General features: G+C 68.9%; 20 protein-coding genes and 4 pseudogenes. 14 read left to right on the top strand and 10 right to left on the bottom strand.

Annotation, left to right across the window (positions count from 1 at the left end; genetic code table 11):
- The coding region (locus ABT063_RS49955; protein WP_351068601.1) for a response regulator transcription factor at positions 1–424 on the bottom strand (424 nt) is incomplete at its 3' end.
- 139 nt (positions 425–563) lie between these two features.
- Here ABT063_RS49955 and ABT063_RS49960 point away from each other — a divergent pair.
- Positions 564–1,436 carry a DUF3152 domain-containing protein gene (locus ABT063_RS49960; RefSeq protein WP_351068603.1) on the top strand — a complete coding sequence of 291 codons (873 nt, stop codon included), beginning with the start codon at positions 564–566 and terminating at the stop codon, positions 1,434–1,436.
- A gap of 9 nt (positions 1,437–1,445) precedes the next feature.
- Here ABT063_RS49960 and ABT063_RS49965 read toward each other — a convergent pair.
- From ABT063_RS49965 to ABT063_RS49975, 3 genes and pseudogenes are all read right to left on the bottom strand, one after another.
- Positions 1,446–1,698, bottom strand: a pseudogene (locus tag ABT063_RS49965) (sugar ABC transporter substrate-binding protein); the annotation flags it as partial.
- Between the two features lie 37 nt (positions 1,699–1,735).
- Entirely contained in the window at positions 1,736–3,334 is a 1,599-nt protein-coding gene (locus tag ABT063_RS49970) for an MFS transporter (protein WP_351068604.1), read from the bottom strand.
- A gap of 136 nt (positions 3,335–3,470) precedes the next feature.
- A complete protein-coding gene (locus ABT063_RS49975; protein WP_351068606.1) occupies positions 3,471–4,484 on the bottom strand; it encodes an NAD(P)/FAD-dependent oxidoreductase in 1,014 nt (337 codons plus the stop codon).
- A gap of 92 nt (positions 4,485–4,576) precedes the next feature.
- On the opposite strand from ABT063_RS49975, the gene ABT063_RS49980 reads away from it, so the two are divergent.
- The 6 genes from ABT063_RS49980 to ABT063_RS50005 all read left to right on the top strand — a co-directional run bounded on the left by ABT063_RS49980 (position 4,577) and on the right by ABT063_RS50005 (position 11,069).
- On the top strand, positions 4,577–5,182 hold the full coding sequence (locus ABT063_RS49980) for a helix-turn-helix domain-containing protein (protein ID WP_351068608.1): 606 nt from the start codon (positions 4,577–4,579) through the stop codon (positions 5,180–5,182).
- Between the two features lie 131 nt (positions 5,183–5,313).
- Positions 5,314–6,186, top strand: a complete 873-nt coding sequence (locus ABT063_RS49985; protein WP_351068610.1) for a class I SAM-dependent methyltransferase — start codon at positions 5,314–5,316, stop codon at positions 6,184–6,186.
- Between the two features lie 177 nt (positions 6,187–6,363).
- Positions 6,364–7,170 (top strand): DUF1684 domain-containing protein, encoded by an 807-nt coding sequence (locus ABT063_RS49990; RefSeq protein ID WP_351068613.1) that lies wholly within the window; start codon positions 6,364–6,366, stop codon positions 7,168–7,170.
- Between the two features lie 58 nt (positions 7,171–7,228).
- Positions 7,229–7,603: a nuclear transport factor 2 family protein gene (locus ABT063_RS49995; protein WP_351068616.1), complete on the top strand. Its 375-nt coding sequence runs from the start codon at positions 7,229–7,231 to the stop codon at positions 7,601–7,603.
- Between the two features lie 558 nt (positions 7,604–8,161).
- On the top strand, positions 8,162–8,629 hold the full coding sequence (aroQ, locus tag ABT063_RS50000; RefSeq protein WP_218517210.1) for a gamma subclass chorismate mutase AroQ: 468 nt from the start codon (positions 8,162–8,164) through the stop codon (positions 8,627–8,629).
- A 328-nt stretch (positions 8,630–8,957) separates the two neighbouring features.
- Entirely contained in the window at positions 8,958–11,069 is a 2,112-nt protein-coding gene (locus ABT063_RS50005; protein WP_351068620.1) for an acyltransferase family protein, read from the top strand.
- A gap of 186 nt (positions 11,070–11,255) precedes the next feature.
- Here the strand turns inward: ABT063_RS50005 and ABT063_RS50010 are convergent.
- Positions 11,256–11,408, bottom strand: a pseudogene (locus ABT063_RS50010) (IS3 family transposase); the annotation flags it as partial.
- Between the two features lie 746 nt (positions 11,409–12,154).
- Positions 12,155–13,168, bottom strand: coding sequence for a helix-turn-helix transcriptional regulator (locus ABT063_RS50020; RefSeq protein WP_351068626.1), 1,014 nt, complete (start codon positions 13,166–13,168; stop codon positions 12,155–12,157).
- Positions 13,169–13,266: 98 nt separating this feature from the next.
- Here ABT063_RS50020 and ABT063_RS50025 point away from each other — a divergent pair, with 98 nt between their 5' ends.
- A complete protein-coding gene (locus tag ABT063_RS50025; protein ID WP_351068628.1) occupies positions 13,267–13,665 on the top strand; it encodes a VOC family protein in 399 nt (132 codons plus the stop codon).
- Here the strand turns inward: ABT063_RS50025 and ABT063_RS50030 are convergent.
- Together ABT063_RS50030 and ABT063_RS50035 are read right to left on the bottom strand one after the other, a co-directional pair.
- Positions 13,662–13,973 (bottom strand): annotated as a pseudogene (locus ABT063_RS50030) (integrase core domain-containing protein); the annotation flags it as partial. The gene ABT063_RS50025 and the pseudogene ABT063_RS50030 sit on opposite strands and share 4 nt — an antisense overlap.
- A gap of 574 nt (positions 13,974–14,547) precedes the next feature.
- The gene (locus tag ABT063_RS50035) at positions 14,548–15,489 is read right to left on the bottom strand and encodes a LysR family transcriptional regulator (protein ID WP_351068631.1); all 942 of its coding nucleotides are present in this window, start codon (positions 15,487–15,489) and stop codon (positions 14,548–14,550) included.
- A gap of 177 nt (positions 15,490–15,666) precedes the next feature.
- Between ABT063_RS50035 and ABT063_RS50040 the strand changes: the two genes are divergently transcribed.
- From ABT063_RS50040 to ABT063_RS50055, 4 genes are read left to right on the top strand one after another with little or no spacing between them, the layout of a single operon-like run.
- The gene (locus ABT063_RS50040) at positions 15,667–16,269 is read left to right on the top strand and encodes a (2Fe-2S)-binding protein (protein ID WP_351068633.1); all 603 of its coding nucleotides are present in this window, start codon (positions 15,667–15,669) and stop codon (positions 16,267–16,269) included.
- The gene (locus ABT063_RS50045; protein WP_351068635.1) at positions 16,266–17,252 is read left to right on the top strand and encodes an FAD binding domain-containing protein; all 987 of its coding nucleotides are present in this window, start codon (positions 16,266–16,268) and stop codon (positions 17,250–17,252) included. Before ABT063_RS50040 ends, ABT063_RS50045 begins: the two co-directional genes overlap by 4 nt.
- A complete protein-coding gene (locus ABT063_RS50050) occupies positions 17,249–19,429 on the top strand; it encodes a xanthine dehydrogenase family protein molybdopterin-binding subunit (protein ID WP_351068637.1) in 2,181 nt (726 codons plus the stop codon). The genes ABT063_RS50045 and ABT063_RS50050 overlap by 4 nt, the downstream gene beginning before the upstream one ends.
- Positions 19,426–20,544, top strand: a complete 1,119-nt coding sequence (locus ABT063_RS50055) for an XdhC family protein (RefSeq protein ID WP_351068639.1) — start codon at positions 19,426–19,428, stop codon at positions 20,542–20,544. Before ABT063_RS50050 ends, ABT063_RS50055 begins: the two co-directional genes overlap by 4 nt.
- Positions 20,545–20,718: 174 nt before the next feature.
- Here the strand turns inward: ABT063_RS50055 and ABT063_RS50060 are convergent, their stop codons facing one another.
- Complete coding sequence (locus tag ABT063_RS50060) at positions 20,719–20,949, bottom strand: hypothetical protein (RefSeq protein WP_351068641.1); 231 nt, start codon at positions 20,947–20,949, stop codon at positions 20,719–20,721.
- A gap of 153 nt (positions 20,950–21,102) precedes the next feature.
- Between ABT063_RS50060 and ABT063_RS50065 the strand changes: the two genes are divergently transcribed.
- Positions 21,103–21,279 carry a hypothetical protein gene (locus tag ABT063_RS50065; protein ID WP_351068643.1) on the top strand — a complete coding sequence of 59 codons (177 nt, stop codon included), beginning with the start codon at positions 21,103–21,105 and terminating at the stop codon, positions 21,277–21,279.
- A gap of 210 nt (positions 21,280–21,489) precedes the next feature.
- A pseudogene (locus ABT063_RS50070) lies at positions 21,490–21,762 on the top strand (3-hydroxyacyl-CoA dehydrogenase family protein); the annotation flags it as partial.
- 144 nt (positions 21,763–21,906) lie between these two features.
- Here ABT063_RS50070 and ABT063_RS50075 read toward each other — a convergent pair.
- A complete protein-coding gene (locus ABT063_RS50075) occupies positions 21,907–22,401 on the bottom strand; it encodes a MarR family winged helix-turn-helix transcriptional regulator (RefSeq protein WP_351068645.1) in 495 nt (164 codons plus the stop codon).
- Between the last annotated feature and the right edge of the window lie 335 nt (positions 22,402–22,736).

Genomic DNA, 22,736 nt, shown 5'->3' on the forward strand with positions numbered 1-22,736 from the left:
GGTCGATGGCCAGGTCCCCGTGTGTGTCGATCTTCGGTATGCCCCCGTCGGCGGGCGCGCCGGCCGCCCGGCGCAGCACGGCACGGATGCGCGCCTCCAGCACCCGGGCCTGCACGGGCTTGACCACGTAGTCGTCGGCACCCGCTTCCAGGCCTACGACGATGTCCTCGTCGTCGCCCCGCGCGGTCGCCATGATGATCGGCAGCGTCTGGTCCAGGGCCCGCATCCCCCGGCACACGTCCAGGCCGGGCATGCCGGGCAGCATCAGATCCAGCACCACGACGTCCGGCCGGAAGGACCGCAGCCGCTCCAGCCCCTCCTCGCCCGTCTCGGCGGCGGCGACGTCGTGGCCCTGGCGGCGCAGGGCGAGCGCGACGCCCTCCCGTACGGCGGGGTCGTCTTCGATCAGCAGAACGCGTGGCATGCGCTCAGTATCCGCAGAACCTCCACAAGCCCGGGACTCTGTTACCGGGTGATCACATGAGGCCCCAACAGGAGCCCGTTATCATTTCGTTACCGTCCGGGCCAGATCCCATCACATCGCGGTCACAGCCTGAACGACCATGACCGCGCACCGAGCAACTCCGCCCCGCACCCGCCGCCGCAGGAGCGGCCGCGCGCACGCCTCCGCGCGCGGGCGCAAGGGACCGCTGTGGGGAGGACTGGCCGCGCTGACCCTCCTCGGGGCCACCGGTTTCGCGGCAGTGGGATGGACGTCCGCGGACCGGGGAGGGGCAGGGGCGGGGGTCGACTCCGCCGCGCGGGACGAGCCCACCGGGCGCGCGGCGTCCAGCCCCGCCCCGCGCAGTCCTTCCGCGAGCCCGTCCGTCAGCCCGTCGAGTCCCTCCGCCCGCCCTTCCGAGCCGGTCATCCCGGCCACCGGACCGGGCACCTTCACGACCGCTTCCGGCGGGAGTGCCAAGGTGGGGAAAGGGACGGTCCTGCGCTACCGGGTCGAGGTCGAGGACGGCCTGAAGCTGTCCGCCGCGGCGGTCGCCGAACAGGTGGAGGACATCCTGGCCGACCGGCGCGGCTGGACGGCGGACGGCCGCTCGGCGTTCCAGCGGGTGTCGGGCGGCAGCACCGACTTCGTCGTACGCGTCGCGACACCCGGGACCGTGGACAAGATCTGCGGTCAGTACGGGCTGGACACCGGCGGCGAGGTCAACTGCAGCGTGGACAAGAACGTGATGGTCAACCTCAAGCGGTGGGAACTGGCAACGCCCGTCTACGCCAAGGACGTGACGTCCTACCGGGCCCTGATCATCAACCACGAGGTCGGCCATTTCCTCGGGCACGGTCATGTCACCTGCCCCGGCCCGGGCAAACCTGCTCCCGCGATGATGCAGCAGATCAAGGGCATGCACGGCTGCGTGCCCAACGTCTGGCCGTACGACGACGAGGGACGGTACGTCACCGGCCCCGCCGTTCCCTGAGCGGAGGGCTCAGCGCTGGTACCGGGCCAGCACCAGGTTCCCGTCCTCCTCCAGTCGTTCGCGGAGTTCGCCGAGCCCGATCGCGCCGCTGTAGTACTCCTGGAAGGCGGGTGTGGCGACCTTGTCCTTCCACTCCGGATAGCCGCGCACGGACTGCGCGGGCGCCGGGCGCAAATTTGCGGCAAGAGCCGTGCCGGTGGCCCAGCGGCCCTTCGCGGTGTGCAGGGCGGGGCCCCTCCAGGGCCTGGGTGCCGGTCAGCAGGGGCGTGTTTTGCGTTCAAGGGTGCTGAATAGCACAGTTACCGCGCGGGCACAGCTTCTGGGGCTCCTGCGTCGTGATTCGGTGTCGGGGTGGTGTTCTTCGGGCCACGGGCGAGGAGGTAGAGGAACAGGCCGGCCATGACGGCGACGCCTGCCCACATGGCCTGCTGCCAGCCGTCGACGAAGGACTGCTGCGCGGTGTGGATCAGGTCCTGCTCGTGGCTGCCAGTGCTCGGTGCTACCTCGATGGCGTTGGCGATGCCTTCGCGTGCGGTGTCCGCAGCTCCCGGGGGGATGCTGTCGAGCTTGTCGTCGATGACGCTGCGGTATCCGTTGGCCAGGAGCGCGCCGAGCATCGCGACGCCCAGGGCGGTGCCGAATTCGCGGGTGACGTCGTTGAGGGCGGAGGCCACGCCCTGCTTGGCGCGTGGCAGGGAGCTGGTGATGGCCTCGGTGGAGGGCGTCATGGACAGGCCCATTCCGATGCCCATGGCGAACATGCCGGCGAGGATGGACAGGTAGCCGCCGTCGACGGAGACGAACAGGGCCATCAGTGCCAGGCCGAGGGTGGACAGGGCGACGCCCACGGTCATGGTGGAGCGGGCGCCGATCTTGGCGGCCATCTTGGGGGCCAGGCCGGAGGCCATCATCATCATGACGGCCATCGGCATCATCGCCACGGTGGACAGCAGACCCGACCAGCCCAGCACGGCCTGGAAGAATGGGAAGAGCACGACGGCGATGCCGGCCTGGACGCCGAAGACGACGAGCAGGGTGGTCGAGCCGCTGGCCAGGCCGCGCTCACGGAAGAGGCGTACGTCCAGCAGGGATGCGTCGCGGCGGTGCAGTTCCCAGGCCACGAAGGCGATGGCGGCGACGACGCCGACGGCCAGGCTGATCAGGGTGACGGGGTCGGTCCAGCCGCGCTCGGGGCCTTCCTGCAGGACGAAGATGAGGCCGATCACGGCGATGGTGGACACCAGTGCACCGATGGTGTCGAAGGAATGGCTGGAGCGTTCGCGGGAGTTGGGCACCGACTTCAGCGTCATCGCCAGCGCGACGACGACCAGGACCACGGGCAGCACGAACAGCCAGCGCCAGTCCGCGACGTCGACCAGCAGGGCGGAGAGGAACATGCCCAGGATGCCGCCGCCTCCGGCGACGCCGGTCCATACGCCGATCGCTTTGCCTCGTTCCTCCTCGGGGAACGTGGAGGTGATGACGGCCAGCGTGATCGGCATGATCATCGCGGCGCTGATGCCCGCGGCAACGCGGGCACCGATCATTACCGCGGCCGACGGGGCGAGGCCCGCGACGACGCTGGCCGCGCCGAAGATGATCAGTCCGGTGATCAGCATGGGCTTTCGGCCCAGCCGGTCACCGATCGCGCCGAGCGGCAGCAGCAGAGCGGCCAGGGCCAGGGTGTAGATATTGATGATCCACAGGACGGTGGTCTGCGAGGCACTGAACTCAACGGCCATATGGGTCTGGGCGACGTTCAGGCCGGACACCGAGGCTATGACGGCCATCAGCGCGATCGAGACGGTGATCAGGATCGCGCGGAGCTGACGCGCATCCGGCGTACCCCCGCCGCTTACTGGTGCGGCCGCCGCCTGGGGAGGCAGGTTGCTACTCATTGTTTCCTCTCAAGAGGGGCATGCGGAATCAGCGCCGGAGCAGGGCCGGTCGCCAAAGGGTGGTGAAGCAGGAGGTCTGTTCACCGCGCGGACTGCGGGTGTGCGGTCGCGCGGTTCAGCTACGGCGGCTGGGGTGTCAGGCGGGGGCGTTCTCGGCCTGTGTTGCGGCGAGGGCCGCGTCGGTGTCGGCGGTGGCCAGGAGGGCGTTGATGTGGGATCCGGCCAGGGCGCCGGCCGCGGCGGACGCGCCGACCTGCGCGGTGAGGTCGGTGGCGTTTCCGGCCACCCACACGCCTGGAACGTCGGTGGTGCCGGCCATGGCGGAGGCGAAGCGGCGGCCCGTGTTGTCGGGCAGGTCTTCCATCGGCAGCTTCAGTCCGTCCAGGCCCTCGGTGCGGGCCTGCATCTGCGTGGCGACCGCGATGACCCGCCGTTCCACGAATGTGCCGTCGACCAGACGCAGGCCGGCAAGAGCGCCGCCCTCGTCGTTGACGACTTCCTGCACCTCGGTCTCGATGTTGCGGATGTTGCGGGCGGCGAACCGGGCGCGCGCGTCCTCGTCCAGGACGGTGCCGTTGGTGAAGTAGACCAGGTCGTCGGTGAGCTGACGGAACAGCAGTGCGTGGTGGAGGGAAGCGGGGCTGGTTGCGAGGATGCCGATGGGCTTGTCACGGACCTCCCAGCCGTGGCAGTAGGGGCAGTGCACGACGCTGCGGCCCCAGTGCTCGGCCAGGCCCGGAACCTCGGGCAGGACGTCGCGCAGGCCGGTGGCCACCAGGACGCGGCGCGCGGTGAGCGTGCGGCCGTCGGCCAGGGTGACGGTGAACCGCAGATCGCCGTCGGCGGTGGGGGCGGCGGGCTCGGTGGCGGCCACTTCACCGAAGACGATCTGGCCGCCGTACTGGCGTACCTGCTGGCGTCCGCGCTTGAGGATCTCGGGCGGCGGGGTGCCGTCCAGGACGATGAAGCCGTGCATCGCTGCGGCGGGCGCGTTGCGCGGGGTGCCGTTGTCGATCACGACGACCGAGCGGCGCGAGCGGGCGAGCATGAGCGCGCCGTTCAGGCCCGCGGCGCCGCCGCCGATCACCACCACGTCCACGCTCTCGGCGGGCAGGGTGTCGCTCTCGTAGCGGGAAGTCTGCGCAGACATGTCGCGCCCTTTCGTCGTACGTGGCCCCCCGTGCTGGACCATCTGTATTCGACGGTAAGCCCGCGTTGCAGTGAAGGCATAACATGTTGCCTATGACGCAAGAAGATGGGCAGTTGGACAGCCTCGTACGCAAACGGATCCGCGCCCTGCGGGTCGCACAGGGCTGGTCCCTGGAGGAACTGGCCACCCGCGCCAACCTCAGTCAGTCCTCGCTCAGCCGCATCGAGAACGGTCAGCGCCGCCTCGCCCTCGACCAGCTCGTCACCCTCGCCCGCGCCCTGGACACCACCCTGGACCAGCTTGTGGAGAACGCCGCCGCCGACGTCGTCATCAGTCCGATGATCGACGGTACCCACGGCCTGATGCGCTGGCCCATAAAGGGCGTCCCCGGCATGAGCGTCATGCGTCAGCGGATGACCGAACCGCCGCCCGACAATCCCGCCCGCATGCGCGCCCACCCCGGCCGCGAATGGCTGGTGGTCCTGTCCGGTACGGCAATCCTGATGCTCGGCCACCGCCGGTTCCGCATCGAGACCAATCAGGCCGCCGAGTTCCCCACCATGATGCCGCACGCGATCGGCGCCGAGGGCGGGCCGTGCGAGATCATGGGCATCTTCGACCGCGACGCCCGCCGCGGTCACCAACGCGACACCGACGAGTCCGGCGACTGCGACAGCGCACAGGGCCCCTGCGAGTAGCGCCCGTGCGAGAACGGTGGTGTGCCGCCGGAAGAGAGGGATTTTGCGTGGCAGGCAGCACACAGAGCGACCTCTTTGCGTAGTGCGCAAGCAGTCGCGCAATTCACGCCTGAGGTGCCTACGGTCGTGCCATGACCCCAGCTCACGGCCACACGCCTCACCATGGCGGCTCCCACGGCCACCACTCAGAGCACGACGACAGCGGCCAGGCGGAGATCCTTGACCTGGACGCCGAGGTGCTCGCCGAGCACATTGCGTCCATCACCGCCTGGCTCCCGCTGAAGTCCGAGCCGCGCCAGATCGTGGACCTGGGCTGCGGCACAGGTGCGGGCACTTTTGCCCTCCTTGAACGCTTCCCCGACGCGCACGTCATCGCCGTCGACGCTTCCGCCGGCCACCTGCAGCTCCTGCGCGAGAAGGCATACGCCCGCGGCATGCAGGACCGTGTGCGCACCGTGCAGGCCGACCTCAACACCGACCACTGGCCCGACCTCGGCACACCAGGCCTGGTGTGGGCCTCCGCTTCCATGCATCACATGGCCCGCCCCGACCGCGCACTGGCCGACGTCCACGAACTGCTCGCGCCAGGCGGCCTGTTCGCCGTCGTGGAACTGGACGGTTTCCCCCGCTTCCTGCCCGCCCACGCGCCCGAGGGCCAGCCTGGGCTCGAAGAGCGCGCCCATGCCGCAACCGACAGCTATCACGCCGAACACGTACCCCACCGCGGTGCCGACTGGGGGCCGATGCTGACCGCCGCAGGGTTCACCGTCGAGGACGAGCGCACCATCACCGTGCACATCGAAGGCAACCGCAGTCAGGTCATCGGCCGCTACGCCCACGGCAGCCTGCAGCGCATCCGCGGCGCCGCCGCACCTGCCCTCAGCCCCGAAGACCTCGTCGCACTCGACGAACTCCTGGATGTCGACAGCCCACACAGCATCCTGCGCCGAAGCGACCTCGCGGTCCGCACCGAGCGCACCGTCTGGGCAGCCCGCCGCGCCTGATCCCGGGCCGCCCTGTTGTCTGTCGGGCAGCGCCGACAGCCAATTACTTGCCTCATACGCAACCACTGCCGCGCACCCGCGTGCGTGTCGTCGGCTGACCAACCATGCCCGCGCACCCCTCGCGCGGCGCTACCGCCGCGCACCCCACGGCGCGGTGGAGAGGAAGGGAGTATCTCCATGACTGCACCTCAGATTCCCGCCGACCACGAAGCCTGGCGCCAGGGCCGGTGGGAAGAGATCGCCGGAACGAACGGGAAGGGCACGGTCATCGCCAAGGCCAAGATCAACGGCCACGATCCGCACACCCTGCCCGACCTGCCCGGCCAGTGGACCACCACCGCAACGGGTGCGCTGACAGTGACCGCCAAGGCCGAGGACGGCGTGCGCGCCAACGGCGAGGCCGTCGACGGAACCACGGAAGTGCCCTCCGGCAGCGTTCTGGAATTCCCCGGCAACCTGAACGGCTTCGCGGGCGGCGCCAATGGCTTCTATGGCGTCATCGTCATGGATCAAAGCCGTGTCGAACGCTCCGGCCTCAGCGGCATCGACCGCTTCCCGTATAACCCGGATTGGGTTTTCGAGGGCTACTACCGGGCTGCGCCGGAAGGGCGGCGTATCGAGGTGGAACGGCTGACCGCCCCGCGCAGCACGGAGGCCATCCTCGCCCCCCTCGACCTGGTCGTGACCGTGCACGGCACCGAATACGTCCTCGCCGTTCTTGAGGAGTCTCCCGGGCAGCGCCTGGTGATCTTCACCGACGAGACCAACGGGGACTCCACCCCGCAGATCGGCCGCTGGCTGGTGCTGCCGCTGCTGGAGCCCGGCAGCGCCGTGACCGTGGACTTCAACCAGGCCACGCTCTCGCACCACCACCTGAACCCGGACGTCTTTGTCTGCCCCCTCTCGCCACCCGGCAACCACCTGCCCATGCGCATCGAGGTCGGCGAGCGCGCCCTGATCCACTCCGCCACCGGCCAGAGCTGACCTGCCCCAACCCCCTTTTTGCACCGTTACCCGTAGCCCGTATAGGAAGAAGACCAGCATGAGTCAGGACCTCAAGGACAAGGCCGTCGCCTACCTCCGCGCACTCGAGGCGCGCGACTGGAAGGCCGCCCGTGCGCTCTGCGCCGAAACCGCCACCGTGTGGCACAACGATGGCAAGGGCGAGCAGTCCATCGAGGAGAACGTCGCGGGAATGGAGGGCCAGATCGAGTCCATCGAGTCGATGCGCTATGAGATCCTCCGCCAGCTCTCTCAGCACGGCGAAGTCCTTCAGCAGCACTTGGTGCACGTCGCCACAAAGAACGGGATGCGCGGCGAGGTGCACGCCGCCGTCTTCTTCGGCTTCAACGACGCCGGAGCGATCACCCGCATCGAGGAGTACGCCAACTTCATCCCCGTCGGCCAGGACAGCTGAGAGCCGAGGGCGGGGCCCTGCTCACCGCTGGCAGACCCGTGGGCGGGCCGCGCTGACGGAGAGGGGCCCGCCGCCCGATGAGGGAAGTAGCTGGCGAGAGGCACGCCTTTCGTTTCTCAGCCGCGGCCAGCACTGCTGCGAGTTCGGGCGAGGAGCTGCAACTCGATACGTCGATGATCCAACGACGTCACCGCGCGCAGTTCGCAGCGTCACACGCATCGCTTAGCGGACCTTGCGTGGCGTGGCGCTCTGCGACCCTAAATGATGCCGCGTCACCTTCGTGGTCCAGGCATACGCGATGCAGTGAGCTCGGCCGAGGCCGCCACCCCGGCCGCCCGCCCAGCGTTAAGCGCGCACTCGGCGGATCGGAATTGTGAAATCTCCACGCCACCGACTACTGTGCGAGAAAGGAAAATTCGAGTGTCCACAAAAGCTTCCGCCTCCCAGTCCCTGCGTGCCGGGCTCTCAGCTTTGATGTTGACCGGGCTGTTGTCCGTCGGCGCGATGCCAGCAACAGCAGCCCCTACACGCGTAATACCTGGGGGTGGGCTTACCTCATTGGTCGGTCTCGCTGCCGAGCGGATCCTGCTTGCTGACAAGGTTGCCGCCGCCAAGTTCGGCACGGCCGCGCCAATTGAAGATCCAGTACGGGAACAGCAGGTACTAGACCAGGCCGCAGCACTCGCCGCCGACGCCGGTATCGACCCCGAAAAAACTGTGGACTTCTTTCGAGCGCAGATAGAAATGAGCAAGGTAGTACAGCAGAGACTCCACAACCTTTGGACTGAACACCCGGAACTGGCACCAACTCAGCGGCCCGATCTGGCCACTGAAGTGCGTCCCGCGCTAGACCGGATCACCGTCGAGTTCATCGATCAACTGGCCGGCACGGAGGATCTGCGCAACTCCACTCTGCGCTGCAAGGCCTCGCTGATCCTTGCCAAGGAGAAAGCCAACCGCCAATACGGGCTCGACCGGTTGCATGACCGTGCCCTATGGGGAGCAATCAAGCCGGTATGCGCGTGATCCCCTTGTGATCGTCTCGCTAAACTTCAAGTGCCTCGCGCCCCCTTAAGACGCCCTCCGGCTGAAGTCCTGGCGGTCTTCCGCAAAGCCCCGGTGCAGGCCGAATCGAATGGCGTTTCCATCGCTGCCGCGGTCCTCACCCTGGAGCGGCACCCCTCAAAGGGCTCAACGCTTGTTGTCACCGGGCCGAATCGGGGTGAACCCCTGATTTCCCACGGTTGAACCTTCGTGCGTGAGGCGAGTCCGGGCGCAACAGCGGAACCCCGTATGGGGGCCGGACAAGTCTTCTTGGTTACAGCATGTCAGTCGCCCCGAGGAGTCACCCCTGATGCCCAGCATCACGTCGGCCGAGATACATACCGTCCCGACGAGCGGCAGATCCGCACCGCCCCAAGGCCACGCCCTGCGGCTCGACATCCAAGGGCTGCGCGCGGTGGCCGTCGGGCTGGTGGTGCTGTCCCACGCCGGCGTGTCCCAGGTCAGCGGCGGTTACATCGGTGTCGACGTCTTCTTCGTGATCTCCGGCTTCCTCATCACGTCGCTGCTGCTGCGCGAACTCACCACCACCGGCCGGGTATCGGTCCGTTCCTTCTACGCCCGCCGGGCACTGCGGCTGCTTCCCGCGTCGTCCCTCGTCATCGCCGTCACGCTGGGCGCGGCCTGGCTGTTCCTGTCGAAAGCGCGGCTCGCCGAGTACGCGGGCGACGCCCTCGCCAGCGCGCTGTACGCGGTCAACTTCCGGCTGGCGGCGGCCGGTACGGACTATCTCGACCAGAACAGCCCGCCGTCGCCGTTCCAGCAGTTCTGGTCGCTTGCCGTGGAGGAGCAGTTCTACCTGGTGTGGCCTCTGCTCCTGCTGCTCACCTGGCGGATCGCCCGCGGTCGGCGCCGACTTATCGCGGTGCCGCTCGGAATGCTGTGCCTCGGGTCGTTCGCGGCGGGCGTTCTCGTGACGAACTCCTCGGCGCCCTGGGCGTACTTCGGCTCCCTCACCCGGGCATGGGAACTGGGCGCTGGTGCGCTCCTGGCGCTGGTCACCGGCCGGCTGGAACGTTTGCCCGCCGCCCTCGCGGCCCCGCTGACCTGGCTCGGCTTGGCCTGCGTCACGCTGGCAGCGCTCTGGTACGACGACGAGACGCCCTTTCCCGGCTACCACGCCCTCCTGCCGGTCGCCGGCACCGTGCTCGTTCTGGCCGGCGGCTGCGCTCCCACCCTGCACGGCGCGGGATGGCTGCTGGGGCGGCGACCGCTGGTGTGGCTCGGCGGACTCTCGTACGGCTGGTACCTGTGGCACTGGCCGCTGCTGGTCATATCCCCGGCGGCGCTGGGCCGCGCCGACGGCACGGCCGACGTGCCGCTGGCGCTCGGGCTGTCCGCGGCGGCGCTGGGCCTGGCGTGGCTGACCCTGCGCCTCGTGGAGAACCCGGTCCGCTTCCACCGGGTCTTCCGCAGGCGTCCCCGCCGAGCCCTGGCGCTAGGGGCCGCGCTGTCCGCGGGCGCCTCGGCGCTGTCCCTGACGGCGACGGCGGTCCCGCCGACGATCGAGGTGGGCGATCCCGCGCCCGCGCTGGCGCGGGCTCTCTCCGAAGCACCGGCCCCGCAGGCCCGTCTCACCGAACTCCTGACGGCGTCCCCCACCGCCCTGCCGAGCAACCTCGCCCCGCCCCTGCCGAAGGTGAAGTCCTCCCGCTCCGCGGTCTACCGGGACGGCTGCCACGTCGACTACGCCACCACCCGTACCCGGTCCTGCTTCTACGGCGACCGGTCAGCCTCCCGCACGATCGTCCTCTTCGGCGACTCCCACGCGGCCCAGTGGTTCCCGGCCCTGCAACGGCTCGCGACCGCAGGCGGCTGGAAACTGGTCTCTTTGACGAAGGCCTCCTGCAAGGTCGCCGACGTGACCATCGTCAGCGGCCACAAGCCGTACACCGCATGCGACACCTGGCGCTCCAACGCCATTGCAAGGATCAAGACCCTTCGCCCCGCCCTGGTCGTCGTCTCCTCCTCGGACGCCGGCGACCCGGCCCGCCCCACCGCCAACCCCCTTCACCAGTGGACCACCGGCTTCGAAAACACCTTCCGCGACCTGGGCAGCTCCGGCGCCCGGGTCGCCGCCCTGCTCGACACCCCATGGCCCAAGGGCGACCCGATCGACTGCGCCGCCAGGAACTCCCTGCAACTGCGCGCCTGCGCACACCACTTGCCCGACGCGATCCGCGACGCGACCCGCGGTGCAGCCATACGCACCGCCGCATCGGCAACCGCCACCACAGTCATCGACCCCACCCCCTGGCTCTGCGCCCCCCGCACCGGCATCTGCCCCGTGGTCGTCGCCAACACCGCCGTCTACCGCGACGACAGCCACATCTCGGAGGCGTACGCCGAGGCGCTCACCCCGGTTCTGGCGCCGTCGCTGTATCGCCTCGTGGGCGCGCACTGAACACACCGCCGTGCCAGTGGACGTGATGTCGCCCATGTACTTCCGCTCCGGCTCGGTGGCGGTGAAGTCCCGCTGGAACAGGTCTGGAACCGGTGAGGCTGCCGGGTCCAAGACGGTGGTGCGCACGCGTCTGCGAAGGCGGATTCCGGTGATGGAGAACGTCCGCATGATACGGGCGATCCGCTTTTCGTTGACCCGCCGCTCTTTCTCGCGGAGCTCGGCGGTCACTCGCGGGGAGCCGTAGGCGCCGCCAGACTCACCGTGGACCTCGCGGATCTCCTCGGCCAGGACCCGGTCCTTGTGCTGCCGGGCGGCCCGGGCCCGGCGCCGGCGAGCCACTTGTAGTAGCTGGACCGGTTCACGTCCAGGACTTGGCAGAGCCGCTTCACCTCGTAGGTGTCCCGGTGGTCGTCGACGAACCGAAAGCGGCTCATCACCAGTTTGTCTCCCCGGCGAAATACTTGGCCGCCTTGCGCAGGATGTCCCGCTCGGTGGCGAGCTTGCGCTCACTCGCCTCGAGTTCGGCCACCCCCGAGCCTCCAGCTGCTGGACCCGCTCGTCCGGATCAGCGGACGGTACCGCCCCGCGACGTTGGGCGGCCGGCTTTGCAGCCGCGACACCACGGCGTTCGTGGTCCCGCAGCCCCCACTCGCGCAGGGTCGCCCGATTGACGCCCAGGTCAGCGGCGTTTCTTGTAGGTCGGCCCGGCTGTGGACTAGTACAGGGCCACGGCATCGGCCTTGAACTCGTCCGAGTAGTCCTTCATTGCCATCGGCGGTCTTCTCGCTTCCTCCGGATCAAGCAGGTTCAGTATCAGCGTGTCCACCACTGAGGGGGAGGCCTCCCCGGATCAGGCTGCCGCCAGCCTCACCAGGCCGCTGCAACGGCCCGGCGGAGAAGGCCTTTCACCTCCACTCGATTGCATGGCGCCTCGTGGCGTACTCGGGTGACAGTGAACCTGGACCGTTTGCCAACCAAGTCGGACCGCGAAGCCGCCCGGCGGTGCGGCTTCGACGGCACCGAACAGTCCACGTCTCAAGTCCGAGGGGTTCAGGGCTGACCGGTTCGGACGGCTGACCGACCCGTCATTCATGAGGTGGGCTTCGCCGTGCAGAGTTCGTGAGCCGTTCGGCGAGAGATTCGACGAGGCCGCGGAGCTCATGTGGGCGTTCGATGATGAAGGGCCGATCCAGCGAAGCGAGTACAGCAGGCAGCCAGTCGAGCCGGTCCACACGCAGTTCGACGCGGGACCAGCGCTCGGTCTCCGGATCTGCGCTGCTCGGGGCAGGGAGTTCCTCCACGATCGCGACGCCGGCGGGGAGTCGGGTGTGAATCTGCTCGGCCGTCCCCTGGACCCGCAGGGTTACCTCGTGCTGGTACGGAGCTGTGGCGAGCCCCGTTAGAACGCGGTTCGCCGGGTCGAGTCCGGCGGGGAGTTCGAACGAGCCGGGCAGGGTCTTCACGCCCTCGATGCGATCCAGTCGGAACGTCCGGTCCTCGCCGGTCGTGAGATCCGCAGCCGTTACATACCACCTGCCCGAGTGGGCGACGACCCCGTACGGGTGCAGAGTGCGTTCACTGCTCCGGCCGTCGGCCGCGGTGTAGCGGATCGAGATCGGCCGGTGATGGCTCACCGCGTCGGTGATCGAGAGCAGGACCGTGGATTCCGGAGCGACCGCTTCGCCGGGCGGAGCCGTGATGGCAACTGTGAACGCAAGGGAGCCGAGCACGGCGTCGAGCCTGCGGCCCAGCCGCTCGGGTAGCACCCGCCGGATCTTGGCCGCCGCTGTCTCACTCGCCGTGCCCGTTGCCGTGGTCAAGCCGGTTCGCCGCCCCGCGACCAGGCCGAGTAGCACAGCGAGCGCTTCGTCGTCGCTCAGCATGAGCGGAGGCATGCGGTAACCGGGGGCGAGCCGATAGCCGCCGTAGCGGCCGCGCACCGACTCGACTGGCACGTCGAGGTCGTAGAGGTGGCCGACGTAGCGCCGGACGGTGCGCTCGTCGACGTCGAGCCGACCGGCGAGTTCGGCCACGGTGCGGATGCCGCCCGACTGCAAGAGTTCCAGGAGAGTGAGCACGCGGGCGACGGGGCGAGGCATGTTCAGAAGTCTCCCGCATATACCGGGCAGGTTCCGCCCGGTATTCGTCGTAGCGTGCGATCAGTAGCTCAGAGCACCGAACGACCTGGAGAAAACCCATGAACTTTGTCTCAGTCCGTATCATCACCGGCGACGTGGGTCGCCTCGTCGACTTCTACGAGCGCGCCACCGGAGTCCCTGCCACCTGGTTCAATGAGGACTTCGCTGAGCTCAGGACCACCTCGGCCACCCTCGCGATCGGCAGCACCGGCACGGTCCCTCTGTTCGCGCCCGGCTCCGCCCGGCCGGCCGACAATCACAGCGTCATCCTCGAATTCCTCGTCGACGACGTGGACAGCGTGCACAAGAACCTGACCGGCTTCGTAGAGGACTTCGTCAACGAACCCACCACGATGCCCTGGGGCAACCGCGCGCTCCTGTTCCGCGACCCCGACGGCAACCTCGTCAACTTTTTCACCCCCGTCACGCCGGCCGCCATCGATAAGTTCGCTCGCTAGGTGTATTGACCCGCAGGGTTGTTGACGCGGCTGATCGGGGGTTGGCCTCCGAGTGCGGTGTGGCAGCGATGGTAGTTGTAGGTGTGCAGGAAGGTGTCGAGGGCTGCGGTCCGCTCGTCGTTGCTGGTGTAGGGCTGTAGGTAGGCTCACTCGTCGAGCAGGGGGCGGTTGAAGCGTTCGACCTTGCCATTCCTCTGGGGTCGGTAGGCGCGGGTCAGCTTTCCTGTGGCGCCGTTCTCGGCGAGGGCCTGTTTCCAGGCCAGGCCTTTGCGGTAGGCCCAGGCGTTGTCGGTGAGGACCCGCTCGATGCCGGGGATGCCGATCTGAGGATCCCCCGCTGTGCGGGAGGGGCAGACAACTTCGCTACTTGGCCGCATGCGCCACCGCAGCGGTGGGGCTCACAGTGACGACGGCCACCTCCGCCTCGGCGGAGGAACTCAACATCCTGGTCAGGAACGACTCAGGACTCCTACTGGGGCGAGGCTGCTTCGACCCGGAGCACGAGGCTACCTCGGCTCTGGGAGCATCACGGTCTACGACACCTACTGCGACGGCGACAACGGCATCGTTGCCGGCCTCTACGTCGTCCGGAACGGTGAGTGGGCGCGCAGCGGGCTGGTGAGCGTCCGCATACGGCGAGTACGTGCGGTTCCGGGTGTGCAAGCTGACGCCCGGCGGCCCCTGGAAAGACTGCAAGGACACGTTCACCTTCAACGACGACATACCCAGAGCGCGCCCGTGAAAGCACCCGACACCGCGGCTCGCACGTCTTCGCGAAGACCCTGGCACATGAACAGGGCTTCCTGGCGTGCGTTGGGAAGCCTTCCAGGAGAACCGCAAGGGCAAGCCGTTTCAGCGGAGGGGGCGTCCGTGTGACCTCGGTCAGGCGGACGCCGCCGAGCCATCGTCCGCCGGCCCACGCCCGATCACCTGCGTGGCAGTCTCCCGCACAACTCGCCGCAGCCACTGGTGAGCGGGGTCGCCGTCGACACGGGGATGCCAGGCGATGCCATAGGGGAAGGGCGGGAGTTCTTCTGGGGGAGCGGCGACGCGGTAGGCCGGGTCGTCGGCGTAGGGGAGAACGGCGTGGCGCGGGAGGGTGGCGATGAGTTCAGTGCCCGGCACTGCGGTCGCCGCCGCGGAGAAGTAGGGCACGCGCAGACCCACGGGACGGCGCAGTCCGTATTCGTCGAGTCGGCGCTCGACCATGGCCTGGCCCTCGGTCAAGAACTTGACGACGACGTGCGGGTACGTGATGAAGTCGTCCATGGTCAACCGGTCCCCGGCCACAGGATGGTCGCAGGACATCAGGCACGCGAACTCCTCCTCGAACAACGTCTCCCAGCGCAGCGCAGGCGGTGCCACGACTCCGGAGAAGACCAGGTCCGCGCGGCCCTGCTCGACGTCGGCGAAGGAGTGGTCACTCACGGGTACGACGGTCAGTGAGATACCCGGAGCCTCGCGGTAGAAGCGCGGGAAGAGGACCGGACCGAACAGCGAGGTGGCGAAGTCGGTGCAGTGAACGCGGAAGTGGCTGTTCGCCGTCGAGGGGTCGAAGGCATCCCCGCGCAGCAGCGCTTCCAGGCGAGGAAGGAGTTCGGCAAGCTCCGACTGAATCTGCAGTCCCCGGGGGGTCGGTTCGTACCCGCCCCGCGTGCGCACCATGAGTTCGTCGCCGAACGTCTCCCTGAGCCGGAGCAGGACGCGACTCATCGCCGACTGGCTCAGGTGGAAACGATCGGCCGCCCGCGTGACGTGCCTCTCCTCGAGCAGCACCGCGAGCGCTTGGAGAAGATTCAAATCCGCGTTCCGCAAGTGCGACATGGCACAGAGCGTATGCCACCTCCATGCAGGCTACGCATAAAGAGCCCCTGTCTCCGGACCTCATCATGCACCCAACGCATCGCAAGCATGCACTCTTTGCGTTGGACGACCGGCTTCCCACCGCGTCAGGCTCGCTTCTGTCTCGCCCACTCCGGGTACACAAGGAGTAACTCATCCATGTCCCAACACAGCAGGCGCAGCGTACTGAAATCCGGGGGCGTCGCGGCCGCCGCGGTCATGGTTCCCCTCCCAGCGGCCGACCCGGCCACAGCGCAGCCCGCGGTCGCACCAGCGGAACAGCCCCGAACGGCCGGCAACCTCACGCTGGACATCAACGGCGCCCAGCACCGGCTCCCGGCAGTCGAGGCCCGCGTCACCCTGCTCGACGCGCTGCGTGAACACGCCGGCCTCACCGGCACCAAGAAGGGCTGCGACCGAGGGGAGTGCGGGGCCTGCACGGTGCTCGTCGACGGCCGGCGCGTCAAATCGTGCCTGACTCTGGCCATGATGGAGGAAGGCCGCTCCATCACCACCATCGAAGGACTTGCCCAGGGGGCAGAACTGCACCCGGTGCAGGAAGCGTTCGTCCGCCGGGACGCCTTCCAGTGCGGCATCTGCACACCCGGACAGATCATGTCCGCGCTGGCCTGCATCGAGGAAGGCCACGCCAACTCCGAGGACGAGATCCGGGAGTGGATGAGCGGCAACCTGTGCCGATGCAGCTGTTACCCGAACATCGTCGACGCCGTGGCCGACGCGGCGAAGGCGGTGCGGCGATGAGGGACTTCGCCTACGCACGCGCGGACCGGGCCGCCGAGGCCGTCCAGCTCGTCGCCCGCAGCGCCGACGCCACGTTCGTCGCCGGCGGCACGGACCTGCTGAACCTGATGAAGGACGGCGCCGAGGACCACGACCTGGTGGTCGACATCAACCGCCTGCCGCTCCACGGCATCGAGGAGTCAGGGGGCAGGTTACGCATCGGCGCACTGGCCAGAATGGCGGACGTGGCCCTGCACCCGGTGGTCCGCAAGCGACTGCCCGTGCTGTCCCAGGCGCTGCTCGCCGGAGCCTCCCCGCAGGTCCGCAACCGGGCCTCGATCGGCGGCAACCTGCTCCAGCGCACCCGCTGCTGGTACTTCCGCGGAGAGGACTTCGCCTGCAACAAGCGCGAGCCGGGATCCGGCTGCGCCGCGCTGGAGGGCCGCAACCGCCGGCACGCGATCCTTGGCGGCAGCGACCACTGCATCGCCGTTCACCCTTCCGATCTCGCGGTCGCCTTGCGTGTCCTGGACGCCACGATTCACACGCTCGGCCCGGACGGCGCGCGGACCATCGCCATGGCCGACTTCTACCGGGCGCCCGAGGACACTCCGCACATCGAGAACACCCTGCGGCACGGTGAGTTGATCACCGCGGTCGAGGTGCCGTTGCCGGCCCCGGGAAGCCGCCAGCGCTACCTGAAGGTGCGCGACCGCGCCAGCTTCGAGTTCGCGGTCGTGTCCGTCGCCGCCGTGCTGCGGATGAACGGCCGGGCCGTCGACGAGGCCCGCCTCGCCTTCGGCGGTGTCGCTACCCGCCCCTGGCGCTCCTCCGAGGTTGAAGCCGCCCTGCGGGGCCAGGCGCTGACCGAGCAGAGCATCGCGGCGGCCGGCCGCGTTCTGGTCCGGGGCGCCCAGCCGCGAGAGGACAACGAGTTCAAGGTCGAGCTGGTCCAGCGCGCGCTCCAGGACGTGCTCGGCCGTTACACCGGAGGTTCCCGATGAGCACCGACGTCGTCGGCCGCCCGCTGTCCCGTGTCGAGTCCCGGCTCAAAGTGACAGGCGCAGCCGAGTACACCGCCGATGTGAAGCTACCCCGTCTGGCCCACGCGTTCATGGCGATGAGCACCATCGCCCGCGGCCGGATCACCCGGATCGACACCCGGGCCGCCGAAGCAGTACGCGGCGTGATCACCATCTACACCCACAAGACCATGCCGCGGCTGACGCAGCCCACTTACCGTACGTTCTTCAAGTCGTTCATCCCCATCCAGACCCCGGAGATCCACCACGCGGGCCAGCCCATCGCCTTCGTGGTCGCGCAGACCCTGGAACAGGCACAGCGGGCGGCGGAACTGATCGAGGTCGACTACGAGCAATCGGGCGCACCCGAGGGCGAGTTGGCCCAGGGCGAGGTGTTCCTGCCGCCCACCGGGCCGGACGGTCCCAACACCTTCCAGCGCGGCGACGCGGCGGCCGGCATGGCCCAGGCGGACGTCCGGATCAAGGCCGAGTACACGATCCCCATGCACCACCACAACCCGATCGAGCCCCATGCCACCACGGCCGCCTGGGAAAGCGCGAAGGTGACGGTGTACGAGACCACACAGGGGCTGGACGGCACCCGGCAGGCCGTCAGCCAGGCCCTGGAGGTCCCGCTCGCCGACGTCCGGGTCATCTCCCGTTACCTCGGCGGCGGCTTCGGCACCAAGGGCCCCGTCTGGCCGCACACCGTACTGACCTGCGCTGCCGCCCGTGCGCTCGGCCGCCCGGTCAAGCTCGTCCTGTCCCGCGCGCACATGTTCACCTCCAACGGCCACCGCGCCCAGACCCACCAGACGATCGAGCTCGGCGCCCGCAACGACGGCCGTGTCACCGCGCTGAACCACGTCATCACCCAGCAGATCACCCGCAACGACATCGCACTGTTCAACAGCAGCGAACCGATCCGCATGCTGTACGACATCCCCAACCTGTCCAACGAGCAGCGCGCCGTACGCCTGGATCTGCCCACCCAGAGCTTCATGCGATCCCCGGAAACGTGCACCAGCCACGCCCAGGAGGCGGCCCTCGACGAACTCGCCCACGCCCTGGACATGGACCCGGTCGAGCTGCGCAAGCGCAACTGGAGCGCGCGGAACATGGAGAACGGCCAGGAATGGGGCAGCAACCACCTCCGTGAGTGCTACGACCGCGCGGCGTCGATGTTCGGCTGGTCCCGGCGCGAGGCGCGCCCCCGCTCGATGCGCGACGGCGCCGAACTCGTCGGCTGGGGCATGGCCACCTCCGCGCACACCGCGGGCGGCAGGCCCGGTGCGGGTGCCCGTATGACTCTCGGCACCGACGGCAAGGCACTCATCCAGGTCGCCACCCAGGACAACGGCACGGGCACGTACACGATCATGACGCAGATCGCCGGCGAGGTGCTCGGCGTGCCGGTCTCCGACGTGACCTTCGAACTCGGCGACAGCGCCTTCCCCTTCAGCTTCGCCTCCGGCGCTTCCACCACCGCACCCGGCGTCGGCAGCGCCGTCAACCGGGTGTGCACCGCTGCCCGCAAGGCCGTCATCGACATGGCCGTGGCCCAGCCCGGCTCCCCGCTCCGCGGCGTCCCCGCCGAGCGCGTGGACACCGCCGACGGCCATCTCTTCGACACCGCCAACCCCCGCACCCGGGTGAGTTATCGCTCGGTGGTCGGGCACGGCGGCAAGCCCCTGACCTTCCAGGTCGCACCCGTCAACACCCCACTCGGCTACTCGACCGGCGCCGTCTTCGTCGAAGTCCGCGTCGACCCGCTGCTCGGCCGGGTCCGGGTGACCCGCGTGGTCGGCTGCTACGACCCGGGCACCGTCCTCAACCGCAAGACCGCTCGCAGTCAGGTCCTCGGCGGTGTGATCTGGGGCATCGGTTTCACGCTCTTCGAGCACACCCTCGTCGACCCCGCGACGGCGAGGATCGTCAACCCGAACCTCTCCGGCTACCTGATGCCGGTCAACGCCGACGTCCCCGACATCCAGGTGCAGTTCATCGACGAGCCCGACCCGGCCAGCGACGCCCTGGGCGCCCGCGGCTTCGGCGAGACCCCCATGACCGGGGTCACCGCCGCCATCGCCAACGCCGTCTTCCACGCCACCGGCAAGCGCGTGCGCGACCTGCCCCTCACCCAGGACAAACTGCTGTGACCGGCCACGACGGCGTCTGGGACGCACTGTACGAGGCGTGGTCGTCCGGCGAGCGCTCCGGTGTGGCGACGGTGGTGAGCACCTTCGGCTCCGCTCCGCGCCCGGCAGGATCGGCCATGGTCCTCACCCCCCAGGGGCGCGTCGTGGGCTCCGTGTCCGGCGGCTGCGTCGAGAGCGACGTACTCGAACGGGCCCGTGAGGCCATCGAGAACGGAGCCCCCCAGCAGGTGTCGTACGGAATCAGTGATGACGACGCTTTCGCCGTCGGCCTCACCTGCGGCGGCACTCTGGAGATCTTCGTCGAGCCCGTCGACCTCCGCACCTTCCCCGAGCTGGCCAAGGTGATGGTGTCCGTGCGGGCCGGCACCCCCATAGCCGTCGCCACCGTGCTCGACCATCCGCGTCCGGAGGCCGTCGGCACACATGTGGCCCTGCGCGCCCACGACCACTACGGCAGCCTGCGCCCGCCGCACACCCCACCGGACCTGATGGACGACGCACGGGCACTGCTGCGCAACGGTGACAGCGCGCTGCTGAGTTACGACACCGAGGGCATCCGCGTCTTCGTACGCTCGCTGACACCGCCCCCGCGGATGCTGCTGTTCGGCGCCGGGGACTTCGCCGCAGCCCTCACCTCGATCGGACGGACGCTGGGCTACCAGGTCACCGTGTGCGACGCCCGCCAGGTGTTCACCACAGCCGATCGCTTCCCGGACGCCGACGAAGTCGTCGTGGCCCGGCCCGACGCGTACCTGGCCGAAGAGGCGGCGGCCGGGAGGGTGGACGCGCGGTCGGTGATCGTTTCCTTCAGCCATGACCCGAAGTTCGACATTCCCCTGCTGGAGACCGCACTGGGACTGGATGTCGAGTACGTGGGCGCGCTGGGTTCGCGTCGCACTCATCAACGTCGCACCGCGGCCCTGCGCGAGGCCGGCGTCACCTCGCCCGCTCTGGCGCGGCTGTCCTCCCCGGTAGGGCTCGACCTCGGCGGGCGCTCCGCCGCGGAGACCGCCGTCTCCATCGCCGCCGAGATCATCGCCACCCGGCACGGCGGCCGCGGAGTGCGCCTGTCCGACCGCGACGGCCCGGTCCACACCATGCGGGCAGCCGGGTGATCGGCGGTCCAGCGGGTCTTTGACCAAGTCTCAGCCGTGGGCTGTGCCGGTGCGGGTGGCCTTTCGGCGTGATGGCGTGCGGCGGCAGAACAGCGACACCGTTGCGAGACCGGCTGCCGGATTCGCCCAGTGACGAGAAGGCGGTTGTGGGTTGCGGTCCGGCGGTGAGCGAAGCTACGCCTGCATGGCGCGTCGTGCCATGCAGCCCATCGTGCGGACGACCAGGCGCCGTGGCAGGAACTTGCTGGCGAGGGCGAGGGGACGGGCGTTGGTGATGACTGATGGCGGTGCGGAGCGGCGGTCGAGGGTGTCGAGGGCTGTCCTCACGACGTGGTCGACGGTGGCCCGTTTCGATCCGTAGTCGGCCGACTGGCTGTCGGCGGCGTCGTAGAACTCGGTCTGCACCGCGCCGGGGCACACCGCCAGGACGCGCAGACCAGTGCCGCGGGTCTCCTCCCACAGCGATCGAAACCACCCCCGAGCACCGGCTCGAGCTGATCACCCAAGCGTCGGCCTGGGCTGGCCTTCGTACCCCTGACCGCGCTGGGTGTCGCGGAGGTGGAGCCCCGGCACGCCGGCATCGCGGGTGGACTGATCAACGCCTCCCGGCAGGTCGGCGGTGCGCTCGGGCTCGCGATCCTCACCACCCTCGCGAACCCTGCTGCCGACCGCGTCACGCCCGGACCCGCAGCCCTGGCACATATGGCTACCGCCGCGCCCTCACCGCGGCGGTAGCCATCGCGCTGTTCGCCGCCGCCGGAGCCGGCGTCCACCTGCTGCGCCGCCGTCGCCCTTCAACGGCGACACCGCCGGCACCTCACCGACAACTCCCCCCTCGCACGCCGGGGCTGAACCCGGCGTGCCCACCAACCCGAACCGTTCACACCTTCGCCTGTGCGGCCGTAGTGCTTGCGCTTCGGCGATCGGCATGGTGCCGATCCGTATGTGGAACGAGAAGCCCGGTTACGTGCTGAACTCCCTTTCGATGCCGCTGTTGAAGGCAGGGGGGAATTGCTGACCGACGATGTGGCGGATCCGGCATCGGTCGATGACGTGTGGCGAATCGGTACCGGTGCGTCCCACGGGCCGCTCGCGATGCTGGACCTCATCGGGCTCACGACGGCGCATCGCATCGCTTCACGCGGCGACGCCAAGCATCAGGAGTTCGCCCGGCTGTTCAGGGAGCGCGATCGACAAGGGCAGGTTGGGCGTGGCCACGGGCGAGGGATTCCGCTCCTATTCGGATGCCCGTGGGGCGCTGAGGAGGGGCGGGCGATCCGCTGGCGGCCCGGCACCGCAGGGACGGGCGGGATCGCTTGCTCGCGTGTTCCACCCTTGCCGCGGTGGCATGCTGTCGGGGGGCTAGGCCGGAGCGGACGTGCCGTTGACCCGGCGGTCGACGTTGGCGGTGAGACGGCGCAGCAGGACGCGGACCGTCTCGATCTCCTCGGGTTCCAGACCCATGGCGTCGCCGATGACGGGTGGTACGGCGCGCAGGACCGCCCGCAGCTCCCTGCCCTCCTCGGTGAGGCCGATCTCCACCACGCGCTCGTCGTCGGCCCGCCGTCGGCGCTGGATGAGTCCGCGGCTCTCCAGGCGCTTGAGCAGAGGGGTGAGGGTGCCGTGGTCCAGGTGGAGCTGGGCGACGAACTCCTTCACCGGCACCGTTCCGTGTTCCCACAGAACCAGCAGGACCAGGTACTGGGGGTAGGTGAGTTCGTGCTCGTTCAGCAATGGCCGGTACACACCCGTCACGGCGCGCGAGGCTGCGTAGAGCGTGAAGCACAGCTGGTCGTCCAGAAAGAGGGACGGCTCGGCGCTCTCCGAACCGACCAAGGGGGGTGTGTCCTGAATCACATCAGCCTCATTCCTTGTGCGCCTTCGCAGGTCAACGCCTTCTTCACGTTTCACATCAACTTGAAACCAAGTATAAAGAACAAGTACCTAGTGCACAAGATTCTTGTGCACTAGGTTTCTGCTCAGCCGGTCACCCGGTCCCGAAACCCACCAGCCCCCCGGCACGAGAGCGAGAAGGACATGACGAACAAGAGCACTCGGCGTTTGATCCTCACTGGCGGTGCCCTGTTGGCGGCCGTTGCGAGCGGAACAGCTCTGACATTCGCCTCCAGCGGAGCGGCCGGTGCGGCCGGCGGAGCACCGCGCCTCGACTCCAGGACGACCACCGCGCAGCC

This window comes from Streptomyces sp. NPDC002838 (genome assembly GCF_040295365.1).
GTDB lineage: Bacteria > Actinomycetota > Actinomycetes > Streptomycetales > Streptomycetaceae > Streptomyces.

Bases quoted from the DNA above. Each gene is read 5' to 3' on its own strand.
- ABT063_RS49960 (WP_351068603.1), top strand. From the start codon at position 564: ATGACCGCGCACCGAGCAACTCCGCCCCGCACCCGCCGCCGCAGGAGC.
- ABT063_RS49970 (WP_351068604.1), bottom strand. From the start codon at position 3,334: ATGAGTAGCAACCTGCCTCCCCAGGCGGCGGCCGCACCAGTAAGCGGC.
- ABT063_RS49975 (WP_351068606.1), bottom strand. From the start codon at position 4,484: ATGTCTGCGCAGACTTCCCGCTACGAGAGCGACACCCTGCCCGCCGAG.
- ABT063_RS49980 (WP_351068608.1), top strand. From the start codon at position 4,577: ATGACGCAAGAAGATGGGCAGTTGGACAGCCTCGTACGCAAACGGATC.
- ABT063_RS49985 (WP_351068610.1), top strand. From the start codon at position 5,314: ATGACCCCAGCTCACGGCCACACGCCTCACCATGGCGGCTCCCACGGC.
- ABT063_RS49990 (WP_351068613.1), top strand. From the start codon at position 6,364: ATGACTGCACCTCAGATTCCCGCCGACCACGAAGCCTGGCGCCAGGGC.
- ABT063_RS49995 (WP_351068616.1), top strand. From the start codon at position 7,229: ATGAGTCAGGACCTCAAGGACAAGGCCGTCGCCTACCTCCGCGCACTC.
- ABT063_RS50005 (WP_351068620.1), top strand. From the start codon at position 8,958: ATGCCCAGCATCACGTCGGCCGAGATACATACCGTCCCGACGAGCGGC.
- ABT063_RS50020 (WP_351068626.1), bottom strand. From the start codon at position 13,168: ATGCCTCGCCCCGTCGCCCGCGTGCTCACTCTCCTGGAACTCTTGCAG.
- ABT063_RS50025 (WP_351068628.1), top strand. From the start codon at position 13,267: ATGAACTTTGTCTCAGTCCGTATCATCACCGGCGACGTGGGTCGCCTC.
- ABT063_RS50035 (WP_351068631.1), bottom strand. From the start codon at position 15,489: ATGTCGCACTTGCGGAACGCGGATTTGAATCTTCTCCAAGCGCTCGCG.
- ABT063_RS50040 (WP_351068633.1), top strand. From the start codon at position 15,667: ATGTCCCAACACAGCAGGCGCAGCGTACTGAAATCCGGGGGCGTCGCG.
- ABT063_RS50045 (WP_351068635.1), top strand. From the start codon at position 16,266: ATGAGGGACTTCGCCTACGCACGCGCGGACCGGGCCGCCGAGGCCGTC.
- ABT063_RS50050 (WP_351068637.1), top strand. From the start codon at position 17,249: ATGAGCACCGACGTCGTCGGCCGCCCGCTGTCCCGTGTCGAGTCCCGG.